This is a genomic window from Sphingomonas sp. 22R3R2A-7, from assembly GCF_036856055.1.
Classification (GTDB): domain Bacteria; phylum Pseudomonadota; class Alphaproteobacteria; order Sphingomonadales; family Sphingomonadaceae; genus Sphingomonas.
This window is the reverse complement of sequence record NZ_JASPFR010000001.1, coordinates 3,834,656-3,858,108: the sequence shown is the minus strand read 5'-3', so window position 1 is coordinate 3,858,108 and position 23,453 is coordinate 3,834,656. Positions and strand designations below refer to the sequence as shown.

17 protein-coding genes and 2 pseudogenes are annotated in these 23,453 nt (G+C 66.5%); 9 read left to right on the top strand and 10 right to left on the bottom strand.

Annotated elements, in window-relative coordinates; all coding sequences use genetic code 11:
• Positions 1–12: 12 nt before the first annotated feature.
• The 6 genes and pseudogenes from dnaE to QP165_RS18530 form a co-directional block, all read right to left on the bottom strand.
• Positions 13–3,502: pseudogene (dnaE, locus tag QP165_RS18555) on the bottom strand (DNA polymerase III subunit alpha).
• A 481-nt stretch (positions 3,503–3,983) separates the two neighbouring features.
• Entirely contained in the window at positions 3,984–4,460 is a 477-nt protein-coding gene (locus QP165_RS18550; protein ID WP_333996752.1) for a glutathione peroxidase, read from the bottom strand.
• The gene (locus QP165_RS18545; protein ID WP_333996751.1) at positions 4,457–5,053 is read right to left on the bottom strand and encodes a GNAT family N-acetyltransferase; all 597 of its coding nucleotides are present in this window, start codon (positions 5,051–5,053) and stop codon (positions 4,457–4,459) included. Before QP165_RS18545 ends, QP165_RS18550 begins: the two co-directional genes overlap by 4 nt.
• Entirely contained in the window at positions 5,050–5,763 is a 714-nt protein-coding gene (locus tag QP165_RS18540) for an ABC transporter ATP-binding protein (protein WP_042467156.1), read from the bottom strand. The genes QP165_RS18545 and QP165_RS18540 overlap by 4 nt, the downstream gene beginning before the upstream one ends.
• Positions 5,756–7,006, bottom strand: a complete 1,251-nt coding sequence (locus QP165_RS18535) for a lipoprotein-releasing ABC transporter permease subunit (RefSeq protein ID WP_333996750.1) — start codon at positions 7,004–7,006, stop codon at positions 5,756–5,758. The genes QP165_RS18540 and QP165_RS18535 overlap by 8 nt, the downstream gene beginning before the upstream one ends.
• Before the next feature lie 495 nt (positions 7,007–7,501).
• Positions 7,502–10,008, bottom strand: a pseudogene (locus QP165_RS18530) (TonB-dependent receptor).
• Positions 10,009–10,261: 253 nt separating this feature from the next.
• Here QP165_RS18530 and QP165_RS18525 point away from each other — a divergent pair.
• Entirely contained in the window at positions 10,262–10,738 is a 477-nt protein-coding gene (locus QP165_RS18525) for an Hsp20 family protein (RefSeq protein WP_333996749.1), read from the top strand.
• Between the two features lie 223 nt (positions 10,739–10,961).
• Here QP165_RS18525 and QP165_RS18520 read toward each other — a convergent pair whose 3' ends face one another.
• Positions 10,962–12,596, bottom strand: a complete 1,635-nt coding sequence (locus QP165_RS18520; RefSeq protein WP_056021917.1) for a CTP synthase — start codon at positions 12,594–12,596, stop codon at positions 10,962–10,964.
• Positions 12,597–12,681: 85 nt separating this feature from the next.
• Positions 12,682–13,074 (bottom strand): preprotein translocase subunit SecG, encoded by a 393-nt coding sequence (gene secG, locus QP165_RS18515; protein WP_056021915.1) that lies wholly within the window; start codon positions 13,072–13,074, stop codon positions 12,682–12,684.
• Between the two features lie 234 nt (positions 13,075–13,308).
• Between secG and QP165_RS18510 the strand changes: the two genes are divergently transcribed.
• The 8 genes from QP165_RS18510 to eda all read left to right on the top strand — a co-directional run bounded on the left by QP165_RS18510 (position 13,309) and on the right by eda (position 20,842).
• Positions 13,309–13,620, top strand: a complete 312-nt coding sequence (locus QP165_RS18510) for a MarR family transcriptional regulator (RefSeq protein ID WP_056021912.1) — start codon at positions 13,309–13,311, stop codon at positions 13,618–13,620.
• On the top strand, positions 13,586–13,996 hold the full coding sequence (locus QP165_RS18505) for an SH3 domain-containing protein (RefSeq protein ID WP_333996748.1): 411 nt from the start codon (positions 13,586–13,588) through the stop codon (positions 13,994–13,996). The genes QP165_RS18510 and QP165_RS18505 overlap by 35 nt, the downstream gene beginning before the upstream one ends.
• Positions 13,993–14,919, top strand: coding sequence for an N-acetyl-gamma-glutamyl-phosphate reductase (gene argC, locus QP165_RS18500; RefSeq protein ID WP_333996747.1), 927 nt, complete (start codon positions 13,993–13,995; stop codon positions 14,917–14,919). Before QP165_RS18505 ends, argC begins: the two co-directional genes overlap by 4 nt.
• A gap of 21 nt (positions 14,920–14,940) precedes the next feature.
• Complete coding sequence (gene zwf / locus QP165_RS18495; RefSeq protein WP_333996746.1) at positions 14,941–16,404, top strand: glucose-6-phosphate dehydrogenase; 1,464 nt, start codon at positions 14,941–14,943, stop codon at positions 16,402–16,404.
• Positions 16,405–16,581: 177 nt separating this feature from the next.
• A complete protein-coding gene (gene pgl / locus QP165_RS18490) occupies positions 16,582–17,286 on the top strand; it encodes a 6-phosphogluconolactonase (protein WP_333996745.1) in 705 nt (234 codons plus the stop codon).
• 1 nt (position 17,287) lies between these two features.
• Complete coding sequence (gene edd / locus QP165_RS18485) at positions 17,288–19,102, top strand: phosphogluconate dehydratase (RefSeq protein ID WP_333996744.1); 1,815 nt, start codon at positions 17,288–17,290, stop codon at positions 19,100–19,102.
• Between the two features lie 160 nt (positions 19,103–19,262).
• Positions 19,263–20,231, top strand: coding sequence for a glucokinase (gene glk / locus QP165_RS18480; RefSeq protein WP_333996743.1), 969 nt, complete (start codon positions 19,263–19,265; stop codon positions 20,229–20,231).
• Complete coding sequence (eda, locus tag QP165_RS18475) at positions 20,228–20,842, top strand: bifunctional 4-hydroxy-2-oxoglutarate aldolase/2-dehydro-3-deoxy-phosphogluconate aldolase (RefSeq protein WP_333996742.1); 615 nt, start codon at positions 20,228–20,230, stop codon at positions 20,840–20,842. Before glk ends, eda begins: the two co-directional genes overlap by 4 nt.
• Positions 20,843–21,031: 189 nt before the next feature.
• On the opposite strand, the gene mltG is transcribed toward eda, so the two are convergent.
• Together mltG and fabF are read right to left on the bottom strand one after the other, a co-directional pair.
• Positions 21,032–22,000, bottom strand: coding sequence for an endolytic transglycosylase MltG (mltG, locus tag QP165_RS18470; RefSeq protein ID WP_333996741.1), 969 nt, complete (start codon positions 21,998–22,000; stop codon positions 21,032–21,034).
• A gap of 105 nt (positions 22,001–22,105) precedes the next feature.
• Entirely contained in the window at positions 22,106–23,368 is a 1,263-nt protein-coding gene (fabF, locus tag QP165_RS18465) for a beta-ketoacyl-ACP synthase II (RefSeq protein WP_333996740.1), read from the bottom strand.
• Positions 23,369–23,453 lie beyond the last annotated feature (85 nt).

Genomic DNA, 23,453 nt, shown 5'->3' with positions numbered 1-23,453 from the left:
TCTCCCAAGCTGTTATCCGACCAGAGCGAGCCTCGTTTCAGAGGTCTTCAGCTCCACCTTGGTCACACCGTGCAACGACTCGATGTGCTCTGCAAGTTCGCCGTCGAGCAGGAAGTCGCGACCGAGCAGGATACAGACCTCGCCATCGGGGAGCGGCGCGCGGACGCGCACCTCGCCGCGCGCGCCGCGATGGTCAGCGAGCAATGACGCGAGCCCGGCGAACGCGGCCATGTCCGAGATCGTCACCACCACCTGGAACCGGGCCAGGTTGGCGAGCCCCTCGAACGGCTGGATCCGCTTGATGCTGACTCGCGGCGTGTCCTCGCCGGGCTTGCGATCGAGCTCGACGGTGATGAGCCCGCAACCGCCGGCCTTGGCGGCTTCCTCGAGATCCTTCGAGACCTGCTCGTCGAAGCACGTCGCCATGAACTGGCCGCTCGCATCCGAGCACTGCGCCATCATGAAGCGCTTGCCGCGCGCGGACGTGCGGTAGCGCGCGTCCTCGACCAGCACCGCCATCGTCGCGCCCGCGCGGCTGCCGTCGTCGGGGATGTTGAGCTCGGACAGCGCGGTATAGGCGCGCGCGCCGTGGCTGTTGGCGATGTGGCGGTGGCGATCGACCGGGTGCGCGGAGAAATAGAAGCCGAACGCCTCCTTCTCCTGGTCCATCCGCTGGCTGAGCGTCCAGCGCACCGACGGCGGCAGCTTGATCGCGTCGCCGGCGGGTTCGGCATCGCCGAACAGCCCGCCCTGCCCGCTGGTCTTCTGTTCGTGCGTCCGCGCGGCGATCGCGAGGATCGTCTCGGCGGTCGCGTGGATCCCTGCGCGGTTGGGCTCGAACGAGGTCGAACGCACCCGCGGCGGCGAGCGTCTCGAGCTGGCGCTTGTTGAGCAGGCGCGGGTCTACGCGCTTGGCGAGCTGGTCGAGCCCGGCGAACGGACCGTTCTCGACGCGCTCGACGACGAGCTTCTCCATCGCGCCTTCGCCGACGCTCTTGAGCGCACCGAGCGCATAGCGGACGGCGAGCCCGTCCTCATGCGGCTCGACGTCGAACTCGGCCTGGCTCGCATTGATGCACGGCGGCAGCGACGTGATCCCGAGGCGGCGCATGTCGTCGGTGAAGATCGCCAGCTTGTCGGTCTGGTGCAGGTCGTAGCACATCGAGGCGGCGAAGAATTCGTGCGGGTAATGCGCCTTCAGCCACGCGGTCTGGTAGGCGAGCAACGCATAGGCGGCGGCGTGGCTCTTGTTGAAGCCGTACCCTGCGAACTTGTCGATCAAGTCGAACAGCTCGTTGGCCTTCGCCTTCGGGATGGCGTTCACCTTGGCGCAGCCCTCGACGAAGATCGCGCGCTGCGCGTCCATCTCGGCCTTGATCTTCTTGCCCATCGCGCGGCGCAGCAGATCGGCGCCGCCGAGCGAGAAGCCCGCGAGGATCTGCGCGGCCTGCATGACCTGTTCCTGGTAGACGAAGATCCCGTAGGTCTCCGACAGGATCGTCTCGAGCGCGGGGTGCGGATATTCGATCGTCTCGGTGCCGTTCTTACGCCTGCCGAACGACGGGATATTGTCCATCGGGCCCGGTCGGTACAGCGACACGAGCGCGATGATGTCGCCGAAGTTCGACGGGCGAACCGCGGACAGCGTGCGGCGCATGCCCTCCGATTCGAGCTGGAACACGCCGACCGTGTCGCCCTTCTGGAGCAGCGCGTAGACGCCCGCGTCATCCCATTCGAGCGCGTCGAGATCGACCTTGACGCCGCGTTTGGCGAGCAATTGCACGCCCTTCTGCAGCACCGACAGCGTCTTGAGCCCGAGAAAATCGAACTTCACGAGGCCGGCGCCCTCGACATATTTCATGTCGAACTGCGTGACGGGCATGTCGGAACGCGGATCGCGGTAGAGCGGCACGAGCTGCGCGAGCGGCCGGTCGCCGATCACCACGCCGGCCGCGTGCGTCGACGAGTGGCGCGGCAGCCCCTCCAGCTTCATCGCCAGATCGAGCAGCTTTCGCACGCCATTGTCGTTGGCATATTCCTTGGCGAGCTCGCCGACGCCGTTCAGCGCGCGCTCGAGCGTCCAGGGATCGGTCGGGTGGTTAGGGACGAGCTTTGCCAGCCGGTCGATCTGGCCATAGCTCATCTGCAGCACGCGGCCGGTATCCTTGAGCACCGCGCGCGCCTTCAGCTTACCGAAGGTGATGATCTGCGCGACCTGGTCGCGGCCGTATTTCTCCTGGACGTAGCGGATCACCTCCACGCGGCGGGTTTCGCAGAAATCGATGTCGAAATCGGGCATCGACACGCGCTCCGGGTTCAGGAAGCGCTCGAACAGCAGCCCCAGCTTGATCGGATCGAGATCGGTGATCGTCAGCGCCCAGGCGACGACCGAGCCTGCGCCAGACCCACGGCCCGGGCCGACCGGAATATCGTGATCCTTCGCCCATTTGATGAAATCGGCGACGATCAGGAAGTAGCCGGGAAAGCCCATCTGGACGATCACGTCGACCTCGAACGCGAGGCGCGCGCGATAGACGTCGCGCCAGCCGTCCTCGGCCTCTCCGTGGAGCTCGGTGATGCGTGCCAGACGCTTTTCGAGCCCGGCCTCGGCATCGTCGCGGAGCAGTTTCGCCTCGCCCTCGATATCGCCGGCGAGGCTGGGGAGGATCGGCTTGCGGTACGGCGCCATCACCGCGCAGCGCTGCGCGACGACCAGCGTGTTGGCGATCGCCTCGGGCAGGTCGGCGAACATCTCGTGCATCACCGGCGCGGGCTTCATCCACGCTTCGGGGCAGCTGCGGATGCGGTCCTCGGTCTCGACATAGGTCGAATGCGCGATGCAGAGCATGGCGTCGTGCGCGTCGCCGAACGCGCTCTCGGTGAAGCAGCACGGGTTGGTCGCGACCAGCGGCAGGTTGCGCTCGTACGCGATGTCGATCAGCGCTTCCTCGGCGGCGATCTCGGTCGCGTCGCCGCGGCGTGAGAGCTCGATGTAGAGGCGGTCGCCGAACAGGTGCTGGAGGCGGTCGAGATAGGCGCGGGCGCGGTCGGGCTGGCCCTCCGCGAACAGCCGCGCAAGACCGCCCTCGCCGCCCGCGGTCAGCGCGATCAGCCCGTCGGTGTGGCGTTCGAGCGCGGCGAAATCGACATGCGCGGGCATCTCGATCGGGCGGTCGAGATGCGCCATCGAGACGAGCGCACAGAGGTTGTCGTAGCCGGTCGTGTTCTGCGCGTAGAGCGCGATCCAGTCGAACGGCGTGGCGACGCCGTCGGGCATGTCGGGCCGGCCGAGCCCGAGCATCACGCCGATGATCGGCTGGACGCCGTCCTTCTTCGCGGCGTCCGAATAAGCCATCGCGGCGTACAGCCCGTTGCGGTCGGTCAGCGCCGCCGCGGGAAAGCCCAGCGCGCGCGCCTGCTTGGCGATCGCCTTCGGATCGATGGCGCCGTCGAGCATGGTGTAACAGGAAAAGACGCGGAGCGGGACGTAACCGGAATGCATGGGTGAGAGGTAGGCGTTGCGGCGTGATTCGACCAGTCGCGTTGGGGGAGAAGCCGGGCCAGGACGCGATGAGTTGAGGCGGGCGGTGTGGACGGCGACGACGGAGGCGCCTCCGCGGAGCTTCGACCGTCATCCTGGGCTCGACCCAGGATCCAGAGCCGCGGGCGGCAAACTGCGTGGTTCTGGATCCTGACTTTCGTCAGGATGACGGGGGTGTGGGTCGGGCGGTGCGTTGGCGCTGGCGCGCGAGACGGGCGCGGCCACGGTTTCGTTTTAGAAGTGTTCTCCCGCAAAGGCGGGAGCCCAGTCTGGACCCCCGCCTTCGCGGGGGAACATCCTTGTGGTGCGGGTGCTCCCCACATTTACCACCCCGGCGAAGGCCGGGGCCCAATTGGGAGCCGGTGGCGACGGAGGTTGCGCTTCGTTACTGCGACCTTTCCTATTGGGCCCCGGCCTTCGCCGGGGTGGTAGTAAGGGGGCGCTAGAGCAGTTTTTCGATGTCGCTGCGGATGTCGGCGGGTTTGGTGGTGGGGGCGTACCGATCGACCACCTTGCCCTCCCGGTCGACGAGGAACTTGGTAAAGTTCCACTTGATCGCCTTCGACCCGAGCACACCCGGCGCATCCGCCTTCAGCCGCTCGAACAGCGGATCCGCCTCCCCACCGTTGACGTCCACCTTCGCGAACACCGGAAACGTCACGTCGTAGGTCAGCGAACAGAAGTTCGCGATCTCCGCCGCGTCGCCCGGCTCCTGCCCGCCGAACTGGTTGCATGGAAACCCCAGCACCTCGAACCCGCGGTCGGCATAGTCGCGGTGGAGCGCCTCGAGCCCCTCATATTGCGGGGTGAAGCCGCATTTGGAGGCGGTGTTGACGATCAGCAGCACCTTGCCGGCATAGGCCGCGAGCGACGCGGGGGTGCCGTTGGCGGTCTTCACGGTGAAGTCGGTGATGGTCATACGCGGTCCTCGTGTCGGGCGAGCAGATAGGTCAGGTTCTGACGGACGCCCGGCCATTCGTGGCGCAGGATGCTGTACACGACGGTATCGCGCAAGCGGCCGTCGGCCATCACCTGATGCCCGCGCAGCACGCCGTCGCGTTTCGCGCCAAGCCGCTCGATCGCGGCCTGTGAGCGCTTGTTGAGGCTGTCGGTGCGGATCTGGACGCATTCGCAGCCGAGGGTGGCGAAGGCGTGGGTCAGCAGCATCCGCTTCGCCTCGGTATTAACGCCGGTGCGCTGGACCGCGGTGGCGTAGAAGGTGCCGCCGATCTCGAGCCGCCGGTTCGCCGCGCTCATCCGCATGAAGCGGGTGCTGCCGCGGACGATGCCGTCCACCACCACCGCGAAGACCCGCGCGCGGCCAAAATCCTGCTGCTCGAACGCCGCCGCGAGCCAGCGGTCGGGGGCCTTCATCAGCGCGACATTGGCGTAGAACAGGTCCCAGAGATTATCCGCAGACGCGGCGACGACCAGCGCGTCCTTGTCCGCCGCGACCAGCGGGCGGAGCGTGACGTGACGCCCGACGAGCGTCGGTGTCGCGTCCCAGCTCAAGCCAGCCGGCCCTCGTGCAGCCGGAACACGCGGTCCATCCGCGCGGCGAGCCGTTCGTTGTGGGTCGCGACCAGCGCCGCTGTGCCCTGTTCGCGGACCAGCCGGACGAATTCGGCAAAGACGATGTCGGCGGTATGCTCGTCGAGATTGCCGGTCGGCTCGTCCGCCAGCACGAGCGCGGGCTTGTTAGCGAGCGCGCGGGCGACCGCGACGCGCTGCTGCTCGCCGCCCGAGAGCTGGCTGGGGCGGTGCGTGAGGCGGTGGCCGAGCCCGAGCTGGGTCAGGAGTTCGGCCGCGCGCGCATCCGCCTGTGCGCGCGTCGCGCCGTGGACGAGCTGTGGCAGGACGACATTCTCGGTCGCGTTGAAATCGGGGAGGAGGTGATGGAACTGATAGACGAAGCCGAGGCTGTCGCGGCGTACCACGGTGCGCTCGTGCGCGTTGAGCTTCGACGCCTCGGTGCCGGCGATCTTGATCGATCCCTGAAACCCACCTTCCAGCAGCCCGACCGCCTGGAGCAGCGTCGACTTACCCGAGCCCGAGGGGCCGAGCAGCGCGACGATCTCGCCCGGTGCGATTCCGAGGTCGATGCCGCGCAGCACGTCGATCGTCGCGCCGCCCTGCGTGAAGCTTTTGGTCAGACCGCTGGTCTGCAGGACATAGTCGTACGCCTGCGCGCTGCGCCGCTCGATCGGAAGGCCATTATTCATAACGCAGCACCTGCACGGGGTCGGTACTCGCCGCCTTCCAGGCCGGATAGAGCGTGGCGAGGAAGCTGAAGATCAGCGCCATCAGCGCGATCACGATGATCTCGACCGGATCGGTCTTCGACGGGAGTTCGGTCAGATAGCGGATCGAGGGATCCCAGAGATTCTGGCCGGTGACGAGCTGGACGAAGTTCACGACGCCCTGCCGGTAGAACAGGAAGACGAAGCCGAGCCCGAGCCCGGCGAGCGTGCCGAGCGCGCCGATCGTCGTGCCGACGACGATGAAGATCCGCATCAGCCCGCCGCGCGTCGCGCCCATCGTCCGCAGGATCGCGATGTCGCGCGTCTTGGCGCGGACCAGCATGATCAGCGAGGACAGGATGTTGAACACCGCGACGAGGATGATGATCGAGAGCACGGTGAACATCGCGACGCGCTCGACCGCCAAGGCCTCGAACAGCTGCGCGTTCATCGTCCGCCAGTCCTGGATGACCGCACGGCCGCCGATCTTCTCGGCGAGCGGCTTCAGGATCTCGCCGACCTTGTCCGCATTGACGGTCTTCAGCTCGACCATGCCCGCGGCGTCGCCCATCAGGAGGAGCGTCTGCGCATCCTCGATCGGCATGATGATGTACGCCTTGTCATAGTCGTAGACGCCGATCTCGAAGATCGCGCCGACCTTGTAGCTGACGATGCGGGGGACGGTGCCGAATGGCGTGGTCTGGCCCTGCGGGCTGAACAGCGAGATGTCCGAGCCGACCTGCGCGCCGAGCGACTCGGCGAGCCGCGAGCCGATCGCGATCCGGCCGGCCCCTTGCGTGATCGACTGGAGCGACCCCATCAGCACCTTGTCCTGGATCGTCGAGTTGCGGCGGATGTCGTCGACGCGCATGCCGCGGACGAGCACCGCCTCCGCACGGCCGTTATAGGTGGCGGCGAGCGGCTGTTCGATCAGCGGCACCGCGCTGGTGACGCCGGGGGTGGCGCGCGCCTGTGCGACGATCTCGCGCCAGTCGGGCATCCGGCCACCGAGCGGCTGCACCACCGCATGGCCGTTGAGCCCGACGATCTTGTCGAACAGCTCGGCACGGAAGCCGTTCATCACGCTCATCACGATGACGAGCGCGGCGACGCCGAGCATGACGGCGACGAGGCTGATCGAGGCGACGAGGAAGATGAACGCCTCGCCCTTGCCCGGCAGCAGATAGCGCCGGGCGATCATCCGTTCATAGCGTGACAGGATCATGGGTGCGGGGGTTCGATCGTTAGAAAAGACAGTCCTGCGGCTCTAGGACGCGGCCCGGCGCTAGGCAACCACTCCGCCCTCCCCGCTGTCCGCTCAGCCCCTGAGCGCGCATGGCTAGATTGGTCTGTTGCGGATTCGACACAGCACCGATCCAATCGTGTGGTGCCGCCCGCAAACAGGGTGACAAACCCCCTGTAAGTATTTAGCAAAAACCTCGCTGAGACACAGGCAACGGCCGTGGTTCGGGGAATGCTTCTACGCCGCACCCAAGGTGCTGAGCGGAAGCGAAAAAATGGGGGCTGACGAGCGATCGTCACGCAGGCGCCCGGATCGGCAACGGTCCGGGCGTTTGCTTGTCCGGGACAGTTCTGGACTTGGGCTGTACTTCATCATCGTAGATCAGTTGCCGGGCGGAAAGCGGGAGCTTCCGGATCTCACTTCCCGCCCGGCGCCCCCCTTAGAGGGGATTCCTTTGCATATCCTTGCTGAACCGCATCAGAACGACCGCGATACCGTGACGCCGTAAGTGCGCGGATCGCCCGGCTGGCCGACGATCAGCCCCGTGCTGCCCGACTGTAGCGCGAGGAGCTCGTAATAGTCCTTGCCGAACGCGTTGCGGACCCAGGCGAATACGTTCAGCCGGTCCTCGCCACGGAAGCCGAGGCGGAAGTTGCTGAGCGCATAGCCCTTGATGTTGGTATAGGCGGAGGGCGACGGGTTGGAGGAGAAGGTCGAGCGATAGCTCCCGTCATAGCCAAGATAGACCTGACCATCGAGGTCGCCGATCCGGGCCGGCAGGTCATATTCCGCCCCGTACGAAAACGCCCATTTCGAGATGCCGGGCAGCCGCTGGCCCGAGATGTTGCAGTTGGACGGGCTGACGGTGCCGGTGCCCGCAGGCGCCGCAGGGCTGGTCGCGGTCGGTGCCGACCCGCCGGAGAGCTCGGGCGGACACGGCGCATCGACGAAGCGGACATATTTGGCGTCGGTATAGGCACCGTTGGCATAGACGTTGAACCGCGAGGTCGGGCGGAACGCCGAGTCGAATTCGAACCCGCGCGTCCGGACCTTGCCCGCATTCGCCAGATAACCGCGAAGCACCCCCAGCTGCCCGTTGGTGACGGTCGCCTGGTAATCGTTGATCTCGGTCCAGAAGCCCGCGAGGTTGAGCGTCACGCGACGATCGAGAAACTGCGTCTTCAGCCCCAGCTCATAATGGTTGACGGTCTCAGGCTTGACCGTCGCCGAGGCGAGGATCGGGTTGTTCGCACCGTCGAGCGGGAGCCCCGACAGGTTGATGCCGCCCGATTTGTAGCTGCGTGCATAGGTCGCATAGGCGTGAATATCCTGCGCGAGATCATAGGCGAGCGTCGCATCGCCCGACACGTTCCAGTCGTCGAAATCGGGGGTGTAGACCTGTGGCGCGAGCGTGCCGCACTGGTCGCGGACGACCGAACTCGCCCCCTGCGCCGCGGTCGAGCAATTCAGCACCGCGCCCGCGCCGGTCGTCACGACCGATACGTAGGAGCCCGTCTTCTTGTCATAATTGACGCGGACGCCGGGTGCGAAGGACAGCTTGTCGGTGACGTGCCACGTCAGCTTGCCGAATCCCGCGGCCGACGTGTTCTCGAACCCAATCGTGTTCACCGAGGTAAGCCCGTTGAGCACCGCGGGGTTCGACGCGTTCGCGCTGGTCGGGTTGAGCAGATAGCGGCTCGCGGCGGGGCCCTGGACCTGCAATCCCTGCGTATCGATCGTCTGGTGGAAGTAGAACAGCCCCGCGACGTAATCGACGGTGTTGCGGCCGTTGGACGACAGGCGAAGCTCCTGGCTGACCTGTTCCTGCTGCGACGGGTTCGCCGACACGGTGGTAATCGGCAGGCCGATGAAGTCGCGGTCGTTCGATGGCTTCCAGTCCCAGAGACCGCCACGCGGAAACGGACGTCAGCGACACCGCACCCAGATCCCATTCGGCGAGCAGCGAGGCGCCGCCCAGTTCCTGCCGGGCACGCAGCGGGGTATCGAGATCGGTGACGCGGTCGAACGCGTCGCGCGATGGCGGCGCATAGCCGAACGCGGACGCGAGCGCGTCGTACTGACGCGCGGTCGGCCGCTGCGTCTTGCCGACGCGCGCGAAGATTTGCGCGCAGCAATCGGGATCCTGGTGGTTGTAGTCACCCGACAGCGTCAGATCGAGATTGCCCGTCGCATGCCAGTAGAGCTGCCCACGCAGGCTCTGGTTATCCTGCGCGTTGACGTCCTTGCCCGTGCGGACGTTCTCGATCGTCCCGTTGCGGCGCGTGATCGACGACGAGAGCCGGATTGCAAGCCTGTCGTCGACCAGCGGCCCCGACACCGATGCCTTTGCCTGGACGAACTGTAGATTGCCCGCAGTCAGTTCGATCCGCGCCTCGGGGTGAAACTGGGCTTGCGCGTATAGATGTTGATCGCGCCCGCGGTGGTGTTCTTGCCGTACAACGTGCCTTGCGGGCCACGCAGGATCTCGATCCGCTCGGTATCGGTGAAGTCGAACGTCGCCGAGGCGATGCGGCTGTAATAGACCTGGTCGACATAGATGCCGACGCCCTGCTCGATCCCGTCGTTGGTCAGCCCGAACGGCGCACCGAGGCCGCGGATGTTGGCGGCCGAGTTGCGCGGGTTGGTCGAATAGAATTGCAGCGTTGGCTGGAGCTGCGTGATGCGGTTGACGTTGTACGCGCCGGTGTCGGCGATCGCCTGCCCGCCAATGACCGAGATCGCGATGGGGACGCTCTGGATCGTCTCGGCGCGACGACGCGCGGTGACGACGATGTCCCCCCGCCCTGCTGCGCGGTGCCGAGCCGTCCGGTCTCGCGGGCGGAGTCACGCGACTGCCCCGCCGCGTCGGTGGGTGTGGACGGGGCGGGTGCGGGCTGGGCGGGTGCGGACTGGGCCGGGTCGGGCGCGGGTTGGACGGGCACGGCCGCCTGCGCCGCGAGTAGAAACGCTAATGTTATCGACATTCCGTGATTTCCCCTGAGCCGTCCCCGTTAAACTCCACCAATCCGATGGGCGTTCAACGCGATTTGGCTTGGCCCCGGGAAAGCGTGCCTATCGACGCGGATAATTTTCCCCTGGTCGCGGGGATTTCGCCCTCTTGACGGATCCGGACGCGATCCCAGATCTGCACCGCGCAGTGCCAGACGGGCTGCGCGCCCAGGTCGCGCACAGGCGGACATGGGCTTTTGTTGGATTGCTCAAGACGAGGATTTGACCATGCGACTCGACCTTACCCCCTATCGCCGCTCGACCGTTGGTTTCGACCGGCTGTTCGACATGATCGAGACGAACGCGCGCGCCGCGTCGTCCGACAATTACCCCCCGTTCAATCTCGAACGCATCGCGCAGGACCGCTATCGGATCACGCTCGCGGTCGCGGGTTTCGCGCGCGACGAGATCGCGATCACCGCGCAGCAAAACCTGCTGCTGGTGTCGGGCAAGAAGGAAGAAAAGGCGCCCGAGGGACAGTTGCTCCATGTCGGCATCGCCAACCGCTCGTTCGAGCGGCGCTTCGAGCTTGCCGACTTCGTTCTGGTGCACGATGCGCGGCTTGCAGACGGCCTGCTGGTGATCGATCTGGTCCGCGAGGTGCCCGAGGCGATGAAGCCCAAGAGCATTGCGATCAAGACCGGCGCGCCGCTGGCTGCGGTCGACGCGAGCACGGATACGGCGGTGATCGATCAGGCCGCCTGAACGACGTTGCTTCTGGTTGTTGGGCGTCCGGACACTTCGGTCCGGGCGCCCTTTTTGTGTCTGGGGTTCGGAGCGTAGAAAAGTTCGCGCGGAGGCGCAAAGGCGCGAAGATTTTGGGATCTTACGAGGGTGGCGCCTGGATTTGGGTCCCTCCGCGCCTTTGCGCCTTCGCGTGATCAATACTTCGCGTTCGTGGGCGCCCTTTGGGGGCGCCCACTGCGGTTCAGACCAGGCGGCTCTGCTTCACGGCGGCTTCGATGAAGCTGGCGAACAGCGGATGCGGGTCGAAGGGCTTGCTCTTCAGTTCCGGGTGGAACTGGACGCCGACGAACCAGGGGTGGTCGGGCCGCTCGACGATTTCCGGAAGCGTTCCGTCGGGCGACATGCCCGAGAAGACGAGGCCGCCGCGCTCGAGCGCTTCCTTGTACCCGGTGTTGACCTCGTAGCGATGGCGGTGGCGTTCCGAAATCTCGGTGCCGCCATAGATCGACGCGACGACGCTGTTGCCCGCAAGCTTGGCGTCATAGGCACCGAGCCGCATCGTGCCGCCGAGATCGCCCTCCGCCGCGCGCGTCTCGAGCCCCTCGCGGCCCATCCATTCGGTGATCATGCCGACCACGGGCTCGTCGGTCGGGCCGAATTCGGTCGACGAGGCGTTGGGCACGCCGCTCAGGTCGCGCGCGCCCTCGACGCACGCCATCTGCATCCCGAAGCAGATCCCGAAATACGGGATCTTGCGCTCACGCGCGAACTTGACCGAGGCGATCTTGCCCTCGGCACCACGCTCGCCGAATGCGCCGGGGACGAGGATCGCGTCGCACGGCTCGAGCTGGCCGGCGATGTCGCTCTCGGCATTCTCGAACAGTTCGGCGTCGATCCAGCGGACGTTGACCTTGACGCGGTTCGCGATTCCGCCGTGGACCAGTGCCTCGTTGAGCGACTTGTACGCGTCCTGCAGGCCGACATATTTGCCGACCACGCCGATCGTGACTTCGCCCTGCGGATTGGTCAGCCGGTCCATGATCTCGGTCCAGCGCGACAGATCGGGTGCCTCGGCAGGCTCGATCCCGAACGCACGGAGCACTTCGATGTCGAGGCCCTCGCCGTGATACTGGAGCGGCACGCCGTAGATGCTCTTCGCGTCGAGCGCGGGGATGACCGCGCTGGCGGGGACGTTGCAGAACAGCGCGATCTTGGCGCGCTCCGACGGCGGCAGCGGGTGCTCGCAGCGGCACACGAGCACGTCGGGCTGGACGCCGAGCGCGGCCAACTCGCGGACCGAATGCTGCGTCGGCTTAGTCTTCAACTCGCCCGCGGCGGCGATGTAGGGGACCAGCGTCACGTGGATGCTGATCGCCTTGCCGCGGCCTTCCTCGTTCTTCAGCTGGCGAATCGCCTCGATGAAGGGGAGCGATTCGATGTCGCCGACGGTGCCGCCGATCTCGCAGAGCACGAAGTCGACATCGTCGGTCTCGGCGCGCGCGAACGCCTTGATCGCGTCGGTGACGTGCGGGATGACCTGAACCGTCGCGCCGAGATAATCGCCGCGGCGTTCGCGCGCGATGATCTGCTGGTAGATGCGCCCCGATGTGACGTTGTCCGACTGGCGCGAGGGCACGCCGGTGAAGCGTTCATAGTGACCGAGGTCGAGATCCGTCTCGGCGCCGTCGTCGGTCACGTAGACCTCGCCGTGCTGATAGGGCGACATCGTGCCGGGATCGACGTTCAGATACGGATCGAACTTCCGGATCCTGACGCTGTAACCGCGTGCCTGGAGGAGGGCGGCAAGCGATGCCGCCATGAGACCTTTACCGAGCGACGATACCACGCCCCCGGTGATGAAAATGTACCGAGCCATGGGAAGAGTCTCGTAGCGTGTGTTGGGGACGAACGACAAGAGCCCCGCGGATCACGCAGGGGCCTTTTGTCGGCGAATGGAGTGTTTAGTTGGCTAGCGGGACGGCGCCGTTGTCGGCCGGGGCCGGCGCAGCGACGCCCGCATTCTCGGCACCACCGGCGAACGGCGCGGCGTCGCCCTTGGGCTGCGCGGTCGGGACCGCGGTGGCCGCTGCGGCTGGCGTGCGTGCCAGCGAGGTATCGATCTCGCTGGTGCGGTGATTCGCGGCAAGCACCGCGAGCAGGATCGAGAAGAGCACGAACATCGTCGCGAGGACGCCGGTCGCGCGCGTCAGGAAATCCGCCGCGCCACGGGCCGACATCAGCCCCGCCGGGCTGCCGCCCATGCCCAGACCGCCGCCTTCCGAGCGCTGCATGAGGATCACGGTGACGAGGGCCGCCGCGATGATCGCGTGGATGACAAGCAGAAAGGCGAACATTGCGCGGAAAACCCCGGAACTTTTGCGAAGGCGCGCACATAGGCGAGTCAGCGGCAACGATCAACCGCAACCCGGGCTCCGCTTATCGCGCCCTAGGCCCGAAACCACGGAAACAAGCCGCGAGGGCGGGCGTTGTGACACCGTAATGACGCTCTTGGATGAGCATCGTGCTTAATATTCAGATGGCGGATCAACGCTGTGGCATCAATGGCAGTCAATACCCTATCAACCTGGATGACGGCTTTGGTTGATTATGTCCGGTCGGGTGAACCTGATCTGACCAATCGCCAGATGGCGCTCCTCCTGCTCGTCTACCTCAAACCCGGCCCGCATACCGTGCGCGGTCTGGCGCGTGCACTGAACGTATCGAAGCCCGTCGTAACGCGCGCCTTGAACAGGTTGGGTGCCCTCGGCTATCTGCGCCGGCAACGCGACGATAGCGACAAGCGCAACATCTTTGTCGCACGGACCAGCGAAGGGGCAGTGTTTCTTGAAGAATTCGGGCAATTCATTGGCGATAACGACGCCCAGCCCCACGCAGCATAAGCCTGACACCGTCTCGCCGCGCCGGGACGCCGTTGATTCGCCCCGGCAGAGCTTTGCGCTGACGGGGCGGTCGGTCGAGCTCGACCCGCGGACGCACGCGGTACGTCGCGACATCGCCGACATCCGCCTCGCCGAGTTGGTTTTCGCGCCGCATTACGCCGTTCCCATGCCGCGTACCGTTGCACGCCCGGTGACGTTGCGCAGCGCGCGCGACGACGACAGCACACCAATGGCAACGCTCAACAGCGGCGACACGCTCGAAGTGCTCGAGATCGCGGGCAAGTCTGCCTGGGGCGTTGCGCGGCCAAGCGGGCTGGTCGGCTATGTCGATCTCGATGCGATCGATCAGGCAGCGCCAGCGGCGGTGGCGGCATGAGCGCGACGGTCTTCATTGACGGCGCGGTTGGTACCACCGGGCTCGAAATTCGCGACCGGTTGGCGGGTCGCACCGATCTGACAATCGCATTGCTGCCCGAAAAACGCCGCAAGGATCCAGAAGCCCGTCGTCAGGCGCTGAACGACGCCGATTTCGTCATCCTCTGCCTGCCCGACGATGCCGCGCGCGAAGCCGTGGCGTTGATCGACAACCCGCGCACGCGCGTGATCGATGCGTCGAGCGCGCATCGCGTCGCGCCGGGCTGGACCTATGGCTTTCCGGAACTTCCGGGACAGGCGGAGCGGATCGCGAACGCCGCGCGCGTCGCCAATCCAGGCTGCTACCCGACCGGTTTCCTCGCGCTGGTCGCGCCTCTGGTTGCCGCCGGGCTGATCCCCGCGGATCTGCCGCTGAGCATCAATGCCGCGTCGGGCTATTCGGGTGGCGGCAAGTCGATGATCGCCGAGTTCGAGGCTGATGGCCCGACGACCGCGTTCCGCGCCTATGCACTCGGCCTCGCGCACAAGCACATCGCCGAGATGACGCAGCACGCCGGGCTGACGCATGCCCCGATCTTTGCACCCGCGGTCGCCAACGCGTATCGCGGCATGGTGGTCGAGGTGCCGCTGCACCTGCATGCCCTGCCCGGCCGCCCCTCGCTCGCGGCGATCGAGGACGTCCTGCGCGCCGCGTTCGAGGGATCGACGCTCGTCAACATCGCCGCCGGTGACGCTGGCGCGGTCGAGATCGAGGAGAATGCCGGCACCGATCGGCTTACGCTGAGGGTGTGCGGGAACGACGCGGTCGGCCATGCGCGGCTGGTCGCGACGCTCGACAATCTGGGCAAGGGTGCCGGCGGCGCCGCAGTCCAGAACCTCAACATCATGGCCGGGGTCGACCCGGTCGCCGGCCTGGTCTTCTGACCGGGCAGTTCAGGAGCTTCCATGCATCGTAATCCCGTAGCCAAGCTGCTCCTGTTCGGCGCCACCGGCGATCTCGCGCAGCGCATGCTGCTGCCGTCGCTTTATGGCCTTCACGCCGACGGGCTGTTGCCCGAGGAGCTGACGATCACCGGTGCCGCGCGCCACGAATATGACGATACGCAGTACCGCGCGTTCGCCGAAAAGGCGCTCGGCGAGTTCCTGTCGGACGATCGCAAGGACGAGACCGCGATCGCGTCGTTCCTCGAGCGCATCCATTACCAGCCGACCGACCTGTCCGATCCCGCCGCGTTCCAGCCGCTCGCGGACAAGATCGGCGACATTTCCGGCGGTCTTGCGATCTATCTCTCGACCGCACCCTCGCTGTTCGAATCGGCGATCGAAGGCCTGCACAAGGTCGGGCTTGCTGGCGAGACGGTGCGCGTCGGTCTCGAAAAGCCGCTCGGCTACGATCTCGACACCAGCCGCGAAATCAACGACGCGGTCGCCCGGGCCTTCCCCGAGGACCGAACCTACCGGATCGATCATTATCTCGGCAAGGAAACCGTCCAGAACATCCTTGCGCTGCGGTTCGGCAATTCGTTCTTCGAGCCCGTCTGGAACGCGCAGGGGATCGACAACGTCCAGATCACGATCTCCGAAACCGTGGGCCTCGAGGAACGTGCCGGCTATTATGAAAGCGCGGGCGCGCTGCGCGACATGGTCCAGAACCATATCCTCCAGCTGCTCGCGCTCATCGCCATGGAGCCGCCCGCGCGGTTCGAGGGTACCGACGTCCGCGACGAGAAGTCGAAGGTGTTCCGCTCGCTCCGCCTCATCAAGCCCGAGGAGGTGCCGCACGTGACCGTCACCGGCCAATATGGCGAAGGCGCGGTGAACGGGAAGTTCGTGAAAAGCTATGCCGACGAGCTCGGCGAGGCGTCGACCACCGAGACGTTCGTCGCAATCAAGGCGCACGTCGACAATTGGCGGTGGCGCGGCGTTCCCTTCTATCTGCGCACCGGCAAGCGCATGGCCGCCCGCCGCAGCGAGATCGCGATCCAGTTCAAGTCGGTACCGCATTCGATGTTCGCGGGGCGCGGCGGTCTGCTGCAGCCGAACATGCTGATCATCCGTCTCCAGCCCGAGGAATATGTCCAGCTGCTCGTGATGGCGAAGGAACCGGGTCTCGATCGCGAGGGTGTCCGCCTGCGCGAGGTGCCGCTGAACCTCAGCCTCGATGCGGAATTTGCAGGGACGCGGCGGCGTATCGCCTATGAACGCCTGCTGCTCGACCTGATCGAGGGCGACCAGACGCTGTTCGTGCGCCGCGACGAGGTCGAGGCGCAGTGGACGTGGATCGATGCGATCCGCGAGGGCTGGAAAGCCAACGGAATGAAGCCCAAAAGCTATCCGTCGGGCAGCTGGGGCCCGTCCGCCGCGATCGCGCTGACCGAGCGCGACGGCGTGACCTGGCAGGACGACTGAAGGTGCTTTTTTCCGTTCGTCCCGAGTAGCCTTCGAGCGAAGTCGAGATGGCGTATCGAGGGATTGGCCCGCTTGTGGCATTGTACCTCGATACGGGCTCTCGGCTTCGCTCGATCCCTACTCGGCACGAACGGTACCGTCGGGCACGAACAATAATTACTGAGTGAGTTTGAACATATGACCGAGATCGAATGGTGGGATTACGAGGATTCCGAAGAACTCGCCAACGCCGTTGCCGGTGACATCCAGTTCGTCATCGAGAGTGCGCTCGACGCGCGCGGCTCGGCGGTGATCGCGCTGGCGGGCGGCAAGACGCCGATGGCGGCGTATGAGAAGCTCGCCCAGGCCAAGCTCGACTGGAAGAAGGTCACGATCATCCCCGGCGACGAGCGGATCGTGAAGCTGGGTGATCCGCTGTCGAACGTCACCGCGCTCGCCAAGATCTTCCTGCCCAAGGGTGCGCGGGTGAAGCCGATCGTCCCCGACGCAATCTCCGACTACAAGGCGGCGGGCCGTTCGGCGGATGCGCTGATGCAGGACCTGCACTGGCCGCTCGACTTCTGCCTTCTCGGCATGGGCACAGACGGCCATACCGCGTCGATCTTCCCCGGCCCCGATTATGACGAGGCGCTGAGCGGACCCAAGGAGCGACGTGCGCTGGGTGTCACGCCCGATCCGTTGCCAGCCGAGGCGCCGGTTGCGCGCGTGACGCTGTCGGCGGCAGCGATCGCATCGTCCAAGGCATTGATGATCATGATCACCGGCGACGCAAAGAAGAAGGTCCTCGAACAGGCGATCGAACAGGGCCCGTCGTCCAAATATCCGATTGGGCGCGTGCTGGCCGAGGTCGAGCTGCCCGTCGACGTTCACTGGGCCGCCTGAGATGCTCAACGCCGTCGTCGCCGCGGTCACCGACCGGATCATCGACCGCTCGCGCGACAGCCGCGCCGCCTATCTCGCGCTGATCGAGCGCGAGGCGGCAGCGCAGGTCCGGCGTCCGGGCCTGGGCTGCGCGAATCTCGCGCACGCCTATGCCGGGACAGAGGAGGACCGCGACGCGATGAAGGCCGATGCCGGCATGAACATCGGCATCGTGACGGCGTATAACGACATGCTGTCGGCGCACGCCGTCTACTATCGCTACCCCGAGCTGATGAAGGTCTGGGCGCGCGAGGCGGGTGCCACCGCGCAGGTCGCGGGCGGCGTGCCGGCGATGTGCGACGGCGTGACGCAGGGCTATCCGGGGATGGAGCTGTCGCTGTTCAGCCGCGACACGATCGCGCTGAGCACGGCGATCGCGCTGAGCCACGGCACGTTCGAGGGTGCGGCGCTGCTCGGCATCTGCGACAAGATCGTGCCGGGGCTGCTGATGGGCGCGCTGCGCTTCGGGCATCTGCCGATGGTGCTGATCCCGGGCGGGCCGATGCCGACCGGATTGCCCAACAAGGCCAAGGCGGCGGTGCGCGAGAAGTTCGCCGAGGGGCTGGTCGGGCGCGAGGAGCTGCTCGAGGCGGAGATCGGCGCCTATCATTCGAAGGGCACCTGCACCTTCTACGGCACCGCCAACACCAACCAGATGATGATGGAGGTCATGGGCCTCCACATGCCGGGCGCGGCGTTCGTCAATCCGGGCACGAAGCTGCGTCAGGAACTGACGCGCGCGGCGGTTCACCGGCTCGCGAAGATTGGCGCGCGCGGCGACAATTACCGCCCGCTCGGGCACTGCGTCGATGAAAAGGCGATCGTCAACGCGGCGGTCGGCCTGCTCGCAACCGGCGGGTCGACCAACCACCTGCTCCACGTTCCCGCGATCGCGCGTGCGGCGGGGATCGTGATCGACTGGGAGGATTTCGACCGCCTCTCCGCCGCGGTGCCGCTGATCGCGCGCGTCTATCCCAACGGTTCGGCCGACGTGAACGCGTTCGAGGCGGCGGGCGGCATGCCCTATGTCATCCGCGAACTGCTGGGCGAAGGCCTGCTCCACGGCGACATCATGACGATCGGCGGGCAGGACCTGTCTGCCTATGCGAAGACCGCCGTGGTCGCGGACGGTGCGCTCGAATGGCGCGACACGCCCGACAGCGGTGACGAGACGATCCTGCGCCCCGCGACTGCGCCCTTCTCGGCGGATGGCGGCATGCGGATCCTCGCGGGCAATATCGGCCGCGCCTGCATCAAGGTGTCCGCGGTCGAGCGCGATCGCTGGATCGTCGAGGCGCCCGCAATGGTGTTCGACGACCAGCTCGACGTGATCGAGGCGTTCAAGCGCGGCGAGCTGGAGAAGGATGTCGTCGTCGTCGTCCGCTTCCAGGGACCGCGCGCGAACGGCATGCCCGAGCTGCACAAGCTGACCCCGCCGCTGGGCGTGCTGCAGAATCGCGGTTTCAAGGTGGCGCTGGTCACCGATGGCCGCATGTCGGGCGCGAGCGGCAAGGTGCCGTGCGCGATCCATTGCTCGCCCGAGGCACTGCTCGACGGCGCGATCGGGCTGATCCGCGACGGCGACATGATCCGCGTCGATGCGATCAACGGCACGCTGGAAGCGCTGGTCGATGCGGACGTGTGGGCGACGCGCGAGATGGTGACCTTGCCGCCCGCCGTCAGCGGCATGGGCCGCGAGCTGTTCGGCATGTTCCGCGGGCTGGCCGACGAGGCCGAGAAGGGCGCGTCGGCGATGCTGGCGGGCGCGGGGCTTTAAGTATTCCGCTTACGCCCCGTGCAGCCCCAACCCGTCATCCCAGCGAACGCTGGGATCTCCCGCCACGGGGACGGACCTAAAGGCACGAGATCCCAGCGTTCGCTGGGATGACGGGCGTTGGGGACGGCGGGGATGAGACAAGATATGGACGGAGGATGACATGGAAATCGTAGCGGCAGATATCGGCGGAACGCATGCGCGCTTCGCGATCGCCGAGGTCGAGAATGGCCGCGTCGTGACACTCGGCGAACCGGTGACGCTCAAAACCGCGGACCATGCCTCGCTCCAGACCGCGTATCAGGCGTTCGAGGCCGGCCTTGGCCGCCCCCTGCCCCGCGCGCTGGCGATCGCGGTCGCGTCGCCGGTCGCCAACGACGTCATCCGCCTCACCAACAACCCCTGGATCATCCGCAAGTCGCTGATCACCGAGCGGCTGAAGGCGGACCAGTGGGTGGTCGTCAACGATTTCGGCGCGGTCGGCCATGCGGTCGCGCAGGTGCCCGACAGCGACTTCATCCACCTCTGCGGTCCCGATACGCCGCTCCCCGCCGAGGGGATCACCACGGTCTGTGGTCCGGGCACGGGGCTCGGCGTCGCGCAGGTGCTGCGTCACAAGAACCGCTATCAGGTGCTCGAAACCGAGGGCGGCCACATGGACTTCGCGCCGCTCGACGGGATCGAGGATGCGCTGCTCAAGCGGTTGCGCAAGACCTTCACCCGCGTATCCGCCGAGCGCGTCGTCGCCGGACCGGGGATCGTCGCGATCTACGAGACACTCGCGGAGATGGAGGGCCGCTCGGTCCCCAGCCGCGACGACCGGACGATCTGGACCGAGGCGATCGACGGCACCGATTCGATCGCGCTCGCAGCGCTCGACCGTTTCTGCCTCGCGCTTGGCGCGGTCGCGGGCGATCTCGCGCTGGCACAGGGCGCCAAGGCGGTCGTTATCGCGGGCGGGCTTGGCTTCCGGATCAAGGATCGCCTGATCCGCTCGGGCTTCGACCAGCGTTTCGTCGCCAAGGGCCGCTTCCAGACGATGATGGCGGCGATGCCCGTCAAGCTCATCACCCATCCCCAGCCCGGCCTGTTCGGCGCCGCGGCCGCCTTCGCACAGGAACACACGCAATGACCACGACCCCCACGATCGTCGACATCATGCAGACCAGCGCCGTCATTCCGGTGCTGGTGATCGAGGATGCCGCGCTCGCGCGTCCGCTCGCGGAGGCGCTCGTCGCCGGCGGCTTGCGCGTGCTCGAGGTGACGCTGCGCACCGGCGCCGCGCTCGAGGCGATCGCGGAGATGAAGAAGGTCAAGGGCGCGATCGTCGGCGCGGGCACCGTCGTCAACACGCGCCAGTTCGCCGAGGTGATGGACGCTGGTGCCGAGTTCATCGTCTCGCCGGGCCTGACCGAGCGGCTCGCGACGCCGATCGTCGAGAGCGGCGTGCCGTTCCTGCCGGGCATCGCCAATGCCGCCGACATCATGACCGGGCTCGACCTCGGCCTCACGCATTTCAAGTTCTTCCCCGCCGAGGCGAGCGGTGGGCTGAAGGCGCTGAAGGCGCTGGCGGCACCCTTTTATCAGGCGCGCTTCTGCCCGACCGGGGGGATCACCGAGGCCAGCGCGCCCGAGTGGCTGGCGTTCAAGCCGGTGCTGTGCGTCGGTGGCAGCTGGGTCACCGGCGGCACGATGGCGGAGATCGAAATGAAGGCGCGCGCGGCCAACGCGTTGCGGGGGTAAGGGCGAATATCGCCACCCCAGCGGAAGCTGCACCACCCCAGCAAAGCCCCGTCACCCCAGCGGAAGCTGGGGTCTTCCGCGGCGGGAGATCCCAGCTTTCGCTGGGATGACGGGTGGAGGGCGTAATCCGAATGGGCGGGATGGCGGGTGGAGGGGTGGTCTGACGGACTGGCCCGCCGGGCCGCCGCGTCACATCTCGCCGCGGGCCTTGCGGATCGCGTACCATTTGCGGACATTGGCGTTGTGCTGGTCGAGCGTGTCGGCAAACACATGCCCGCCGGTACCGTCTGCAACGAAATACAGTGCATTGGTCTGTGCCGGGTCCAGCACCGCATCGATCGACGCGCGGCCGGGATTGGCGATCGGCCCCGCCGGCAGCCCGGCACTCGCATAGGTGTTATACCCGTTCTTCGCGCGCAGCTCGGACCGCAGGATACGCCGGCCAAGCGGGCGCCCCCTCGTGATCGGATAGATCACGGTCGGGTCCGCCTGAAGCGGCATGCCGTTCCGCAGGCGATTGCCGTACACCGCCGCGACCATCCGGCGCTCCGACGGCTTGCCCGTTTCCTTCTCGACGATCGACGCTAGGACGATCGCCTCGGCCGGGGTCGATACCGCGATGCCCGGCTTGCGCGCGGCCCAGGCCTTGGCAAGGTACTGCGTCATCGCGCTCTGCATGCCCGCCACGACCGACGCGCGCGTGTCGCCGCGCTGGAAGGCGTAGCTGTCGGGAAGCACCGATCCCTCGGCCGGGACCGCGACCGTCCCGGTGAGACCATCGGCCTTCATCAGCGCATCATGGACGAGCACCGACGGATAGCCCTCGGGCACCACCACCAGCCGCTGGAGCGTCTTGCCGCCCTGCAGCAGCTTGAGGATGTCCGACTGGCTCAGATGCGGCGGGATGCGGTATTCACCCGCCTTGATCGGATCGCCCGAGCCGAAGATGCGCGCGTAGAGTCGGAAGCGGCTGGCCGAGCCGATCGCGCCGGCCTTCTCGAGTTCGGTCGCGGCGGCGGCGAGGCTTGACCCTTGCGCGACCTGGACGGTGAGCGTGCGCGCGGCGGGGCCGGCGCCGCCCCAGCCCTGGACGACGAGGAACAGCGCGACGATCGCCGCCAGCGCGAGGATCACTCCGAAACAGCCGACCTTGCGCATTCTCACCTCTTGTTTCTCCGAAGGCGGGGACCCAGTCTGGGGCCCCGCCTTGGGGCCCATCGAAGTATTACTTCGATGGGTGACCCTTTGCGGGGGAACAAACTCTTACTTGACCAGCGTCATCACCAGCGAGGCGTTGGTGCCGCCGAAGCCGAACGAGTTGTTCAACACCGCGCGGACTTCGCGCTTCTTGGCGACGTGCGGGACGAGGTCGACCCCCACGCAGCTGTCGCTCGGATTGTCGAGGTTCAGCGTCGGCGGGACGATCTGGTCGCGCAGCGCAAGGATGCAGAAGATGCTCTCGACCGCGCCGGCGCCGCCGAGCAGATGCCCGATCGCCGACTTGGTCGACGACATCGACAGGCCCGAGATCGCATCGCCGAACAGACGACGGACCGCACCGAGTTCGAGCTCGTCGCCGAGCGGCGTCGAGGTGCCGTGCGCGTTGATGTAGTCGATGTCCTCGAGCTTGAGGCCCGACTTCTTGATCGCCATCTGCATCGACCGGAACGCGCCGTCGCCGTCCGGATGCGGCGCGGTCACGTGATACGCGTCGCCCGAAAGGCCATAGCCGATCACCTCGGCATAGATCTTCGCGCCGCGCGCCTTGGCATGCTCATATTCCTCGAGCACCACCACACCCGCGCCCTCGCCCATCACGAAGCCGTCGCGGTCCTTGTCATAAGGACGCGACGCCTTTTCGGGCAGATCGTTGAAGTTGGTCGACAGCGCACGCGCCTGCGCGAAGCCGGCGATACCGAGCGGGCAGACCGTGCCTTCCGCGCCGCCAGCGAGCATCACGTCGGCATCGTCCATCGCGATCATCCGCGCGGCATCGCCGATCGCATGCGCACCGGTCGAACACGCGGTGACGACCGCATGATTCGGCCCGCGCAACCCGTATTTGATCGAGACCTGACCCGAGATCAGGTTGATCAGCCGGCCGTGGACGAAGTGCGGAGAGACGCGGCGAGGCCCCTTGGTGTGAAGAACGATCGATTCGCTCTCGATCCCCGGCAGACCGCCGATCCCCGAACCGATCGACACGCCGGCGCGCCAGCTTTCCTCGACCGTCATCTCGGTCAGGCCCGCATCCTCGAGCGCCTGGCCCGCGGCGTCGATGCCGTAGATGATGAACGGATCGACCTGGCGCTGGACCTTGTGGTCCACGCGCTTGCCCGGATCGAAGCCATATTCGTGATCGGCCGGCTTCACCTCGCAGGCGATCCGGCAGACCTGATCGGACGCGTCGAAGCGCGTGATCGGGCCAGCCCCCGACTTGCCGGCGAGAATGTTCGCCCAAGCCGTTTCAACATCGGCCCCCAGGGGGGTGACCAGGCCTAGCCCGGTTACGACGACACGCCGCATGACCTCAAACTCCGTAAGCTTTCAAAACGAAACGGCTCCCCGCCCTCTTAGCCCAAGGACGGGGAGCCGCTCAGATCAAACCCAT

Excerpts from the sequence above, each read along its gene's own strand:
- QP165_RS18550 (WP_333996752.1), bottom strand. The coding sequence starts at position 4,460 with ATGACCATCACCGACTTCACCGTGAAGACCGCCAACGGCACCCCCGCG.
- QP165_RS18540 (WP_042467156.1), bottom strand. The coding sequence starts at position 5,763 with ATGAATAATGGCCTTCCGATCGAGCGGCGCAGCGCGCAGGCGTACGAC.
- QP165_RS18535 (WP_333996750.1), bottom strand. The coding sequence starts at position 7,006 with ATGATCCTGTCACGCTATGAACGGATGATCGCCCGGCGCTATCTGCTG.
- QP165_RS18525 (WP_333996749.1), top strand. The coding sequence starts at position 10,262 with ATGCGACTCGACCTTACCCCCTATCGCCGCTCGACCGTTGGTTTCGAC.
- QP165_RS18520 (WP_056021917.1), bottom strand. The coding sequence starts at position 12,596 with ATGGCTCGGTACATTTTCATCACCGGGGGCGTGGTATCGTCGCTCGGT.
- secG (WP_056021915.1), bottom strand. The coding sequence starts at position 13,074 with ATGTTCGCCTTTCTGCTTGTCATCCACGCGATCATCGCGGCGGCCCTC.
- QP165_RS18510 (WP_056021912.1), top strand. The coding sequence starts at position 13,309 with ATGACGGCTTTGGTTGATTATGTCCGGTCGGGTGAACCTGATCTGACC.
- argC (WP_333996747.1), top strand. The coding sequence starts at position 13,993 with ATGAGCGCGACGGTCTTCATTGACGGCGCGGTTGGTACCACCGGGCTC.
- zwf (WP_333996746.1), top strand. The coding sequence starts at position 14,941 with ATGCATCGTAATCCCGTAGCCAAGCTGCTCCTGTTCGGCGCCACCGGC.
- pgl (WP_333996745.1), top strand. The coding sequence starts at position 16,582 with ATGACCGAGATCGAATGGTGGGATTACGAGGATTCCGAAGAACTCGCC.
- edd (WP_333996744.1), top strand. The coding sequence starts at position 17,288 with ATGCTCAACGCCGTCGTCGCCGCGGTCACCGACCGGATCATCGACCGC.
- glk (WP_333996743.1), top strand. The coding sequence starts at position 19,263 with ATGGAAATCGTAGCGGCAGATATCGGCGGAACGCATGCGCGCTTCGCG.
- eda (WP_333996742.1), top strand. The coding sequence starts at position 20,228 with ATGACCACGACCCCCACGATCGTCGACATCATGCAGACCAGCGCCGTC.
- mltG (WP_333996741.1), bottom strand. The coding sequence starts at position 22,000 with ATGCGCAAGGTCGGCTGTTTCGGAGTGATCCTCGCGCTGGCGGCGATC.
- fabF (WP_333996740.1), bottom strand. The coding sequence starts at position 23,368 with ATGCGGCGTGTCGTCGTAACCGGGCTAGGCCTGGTCACCCCCCTGGGG.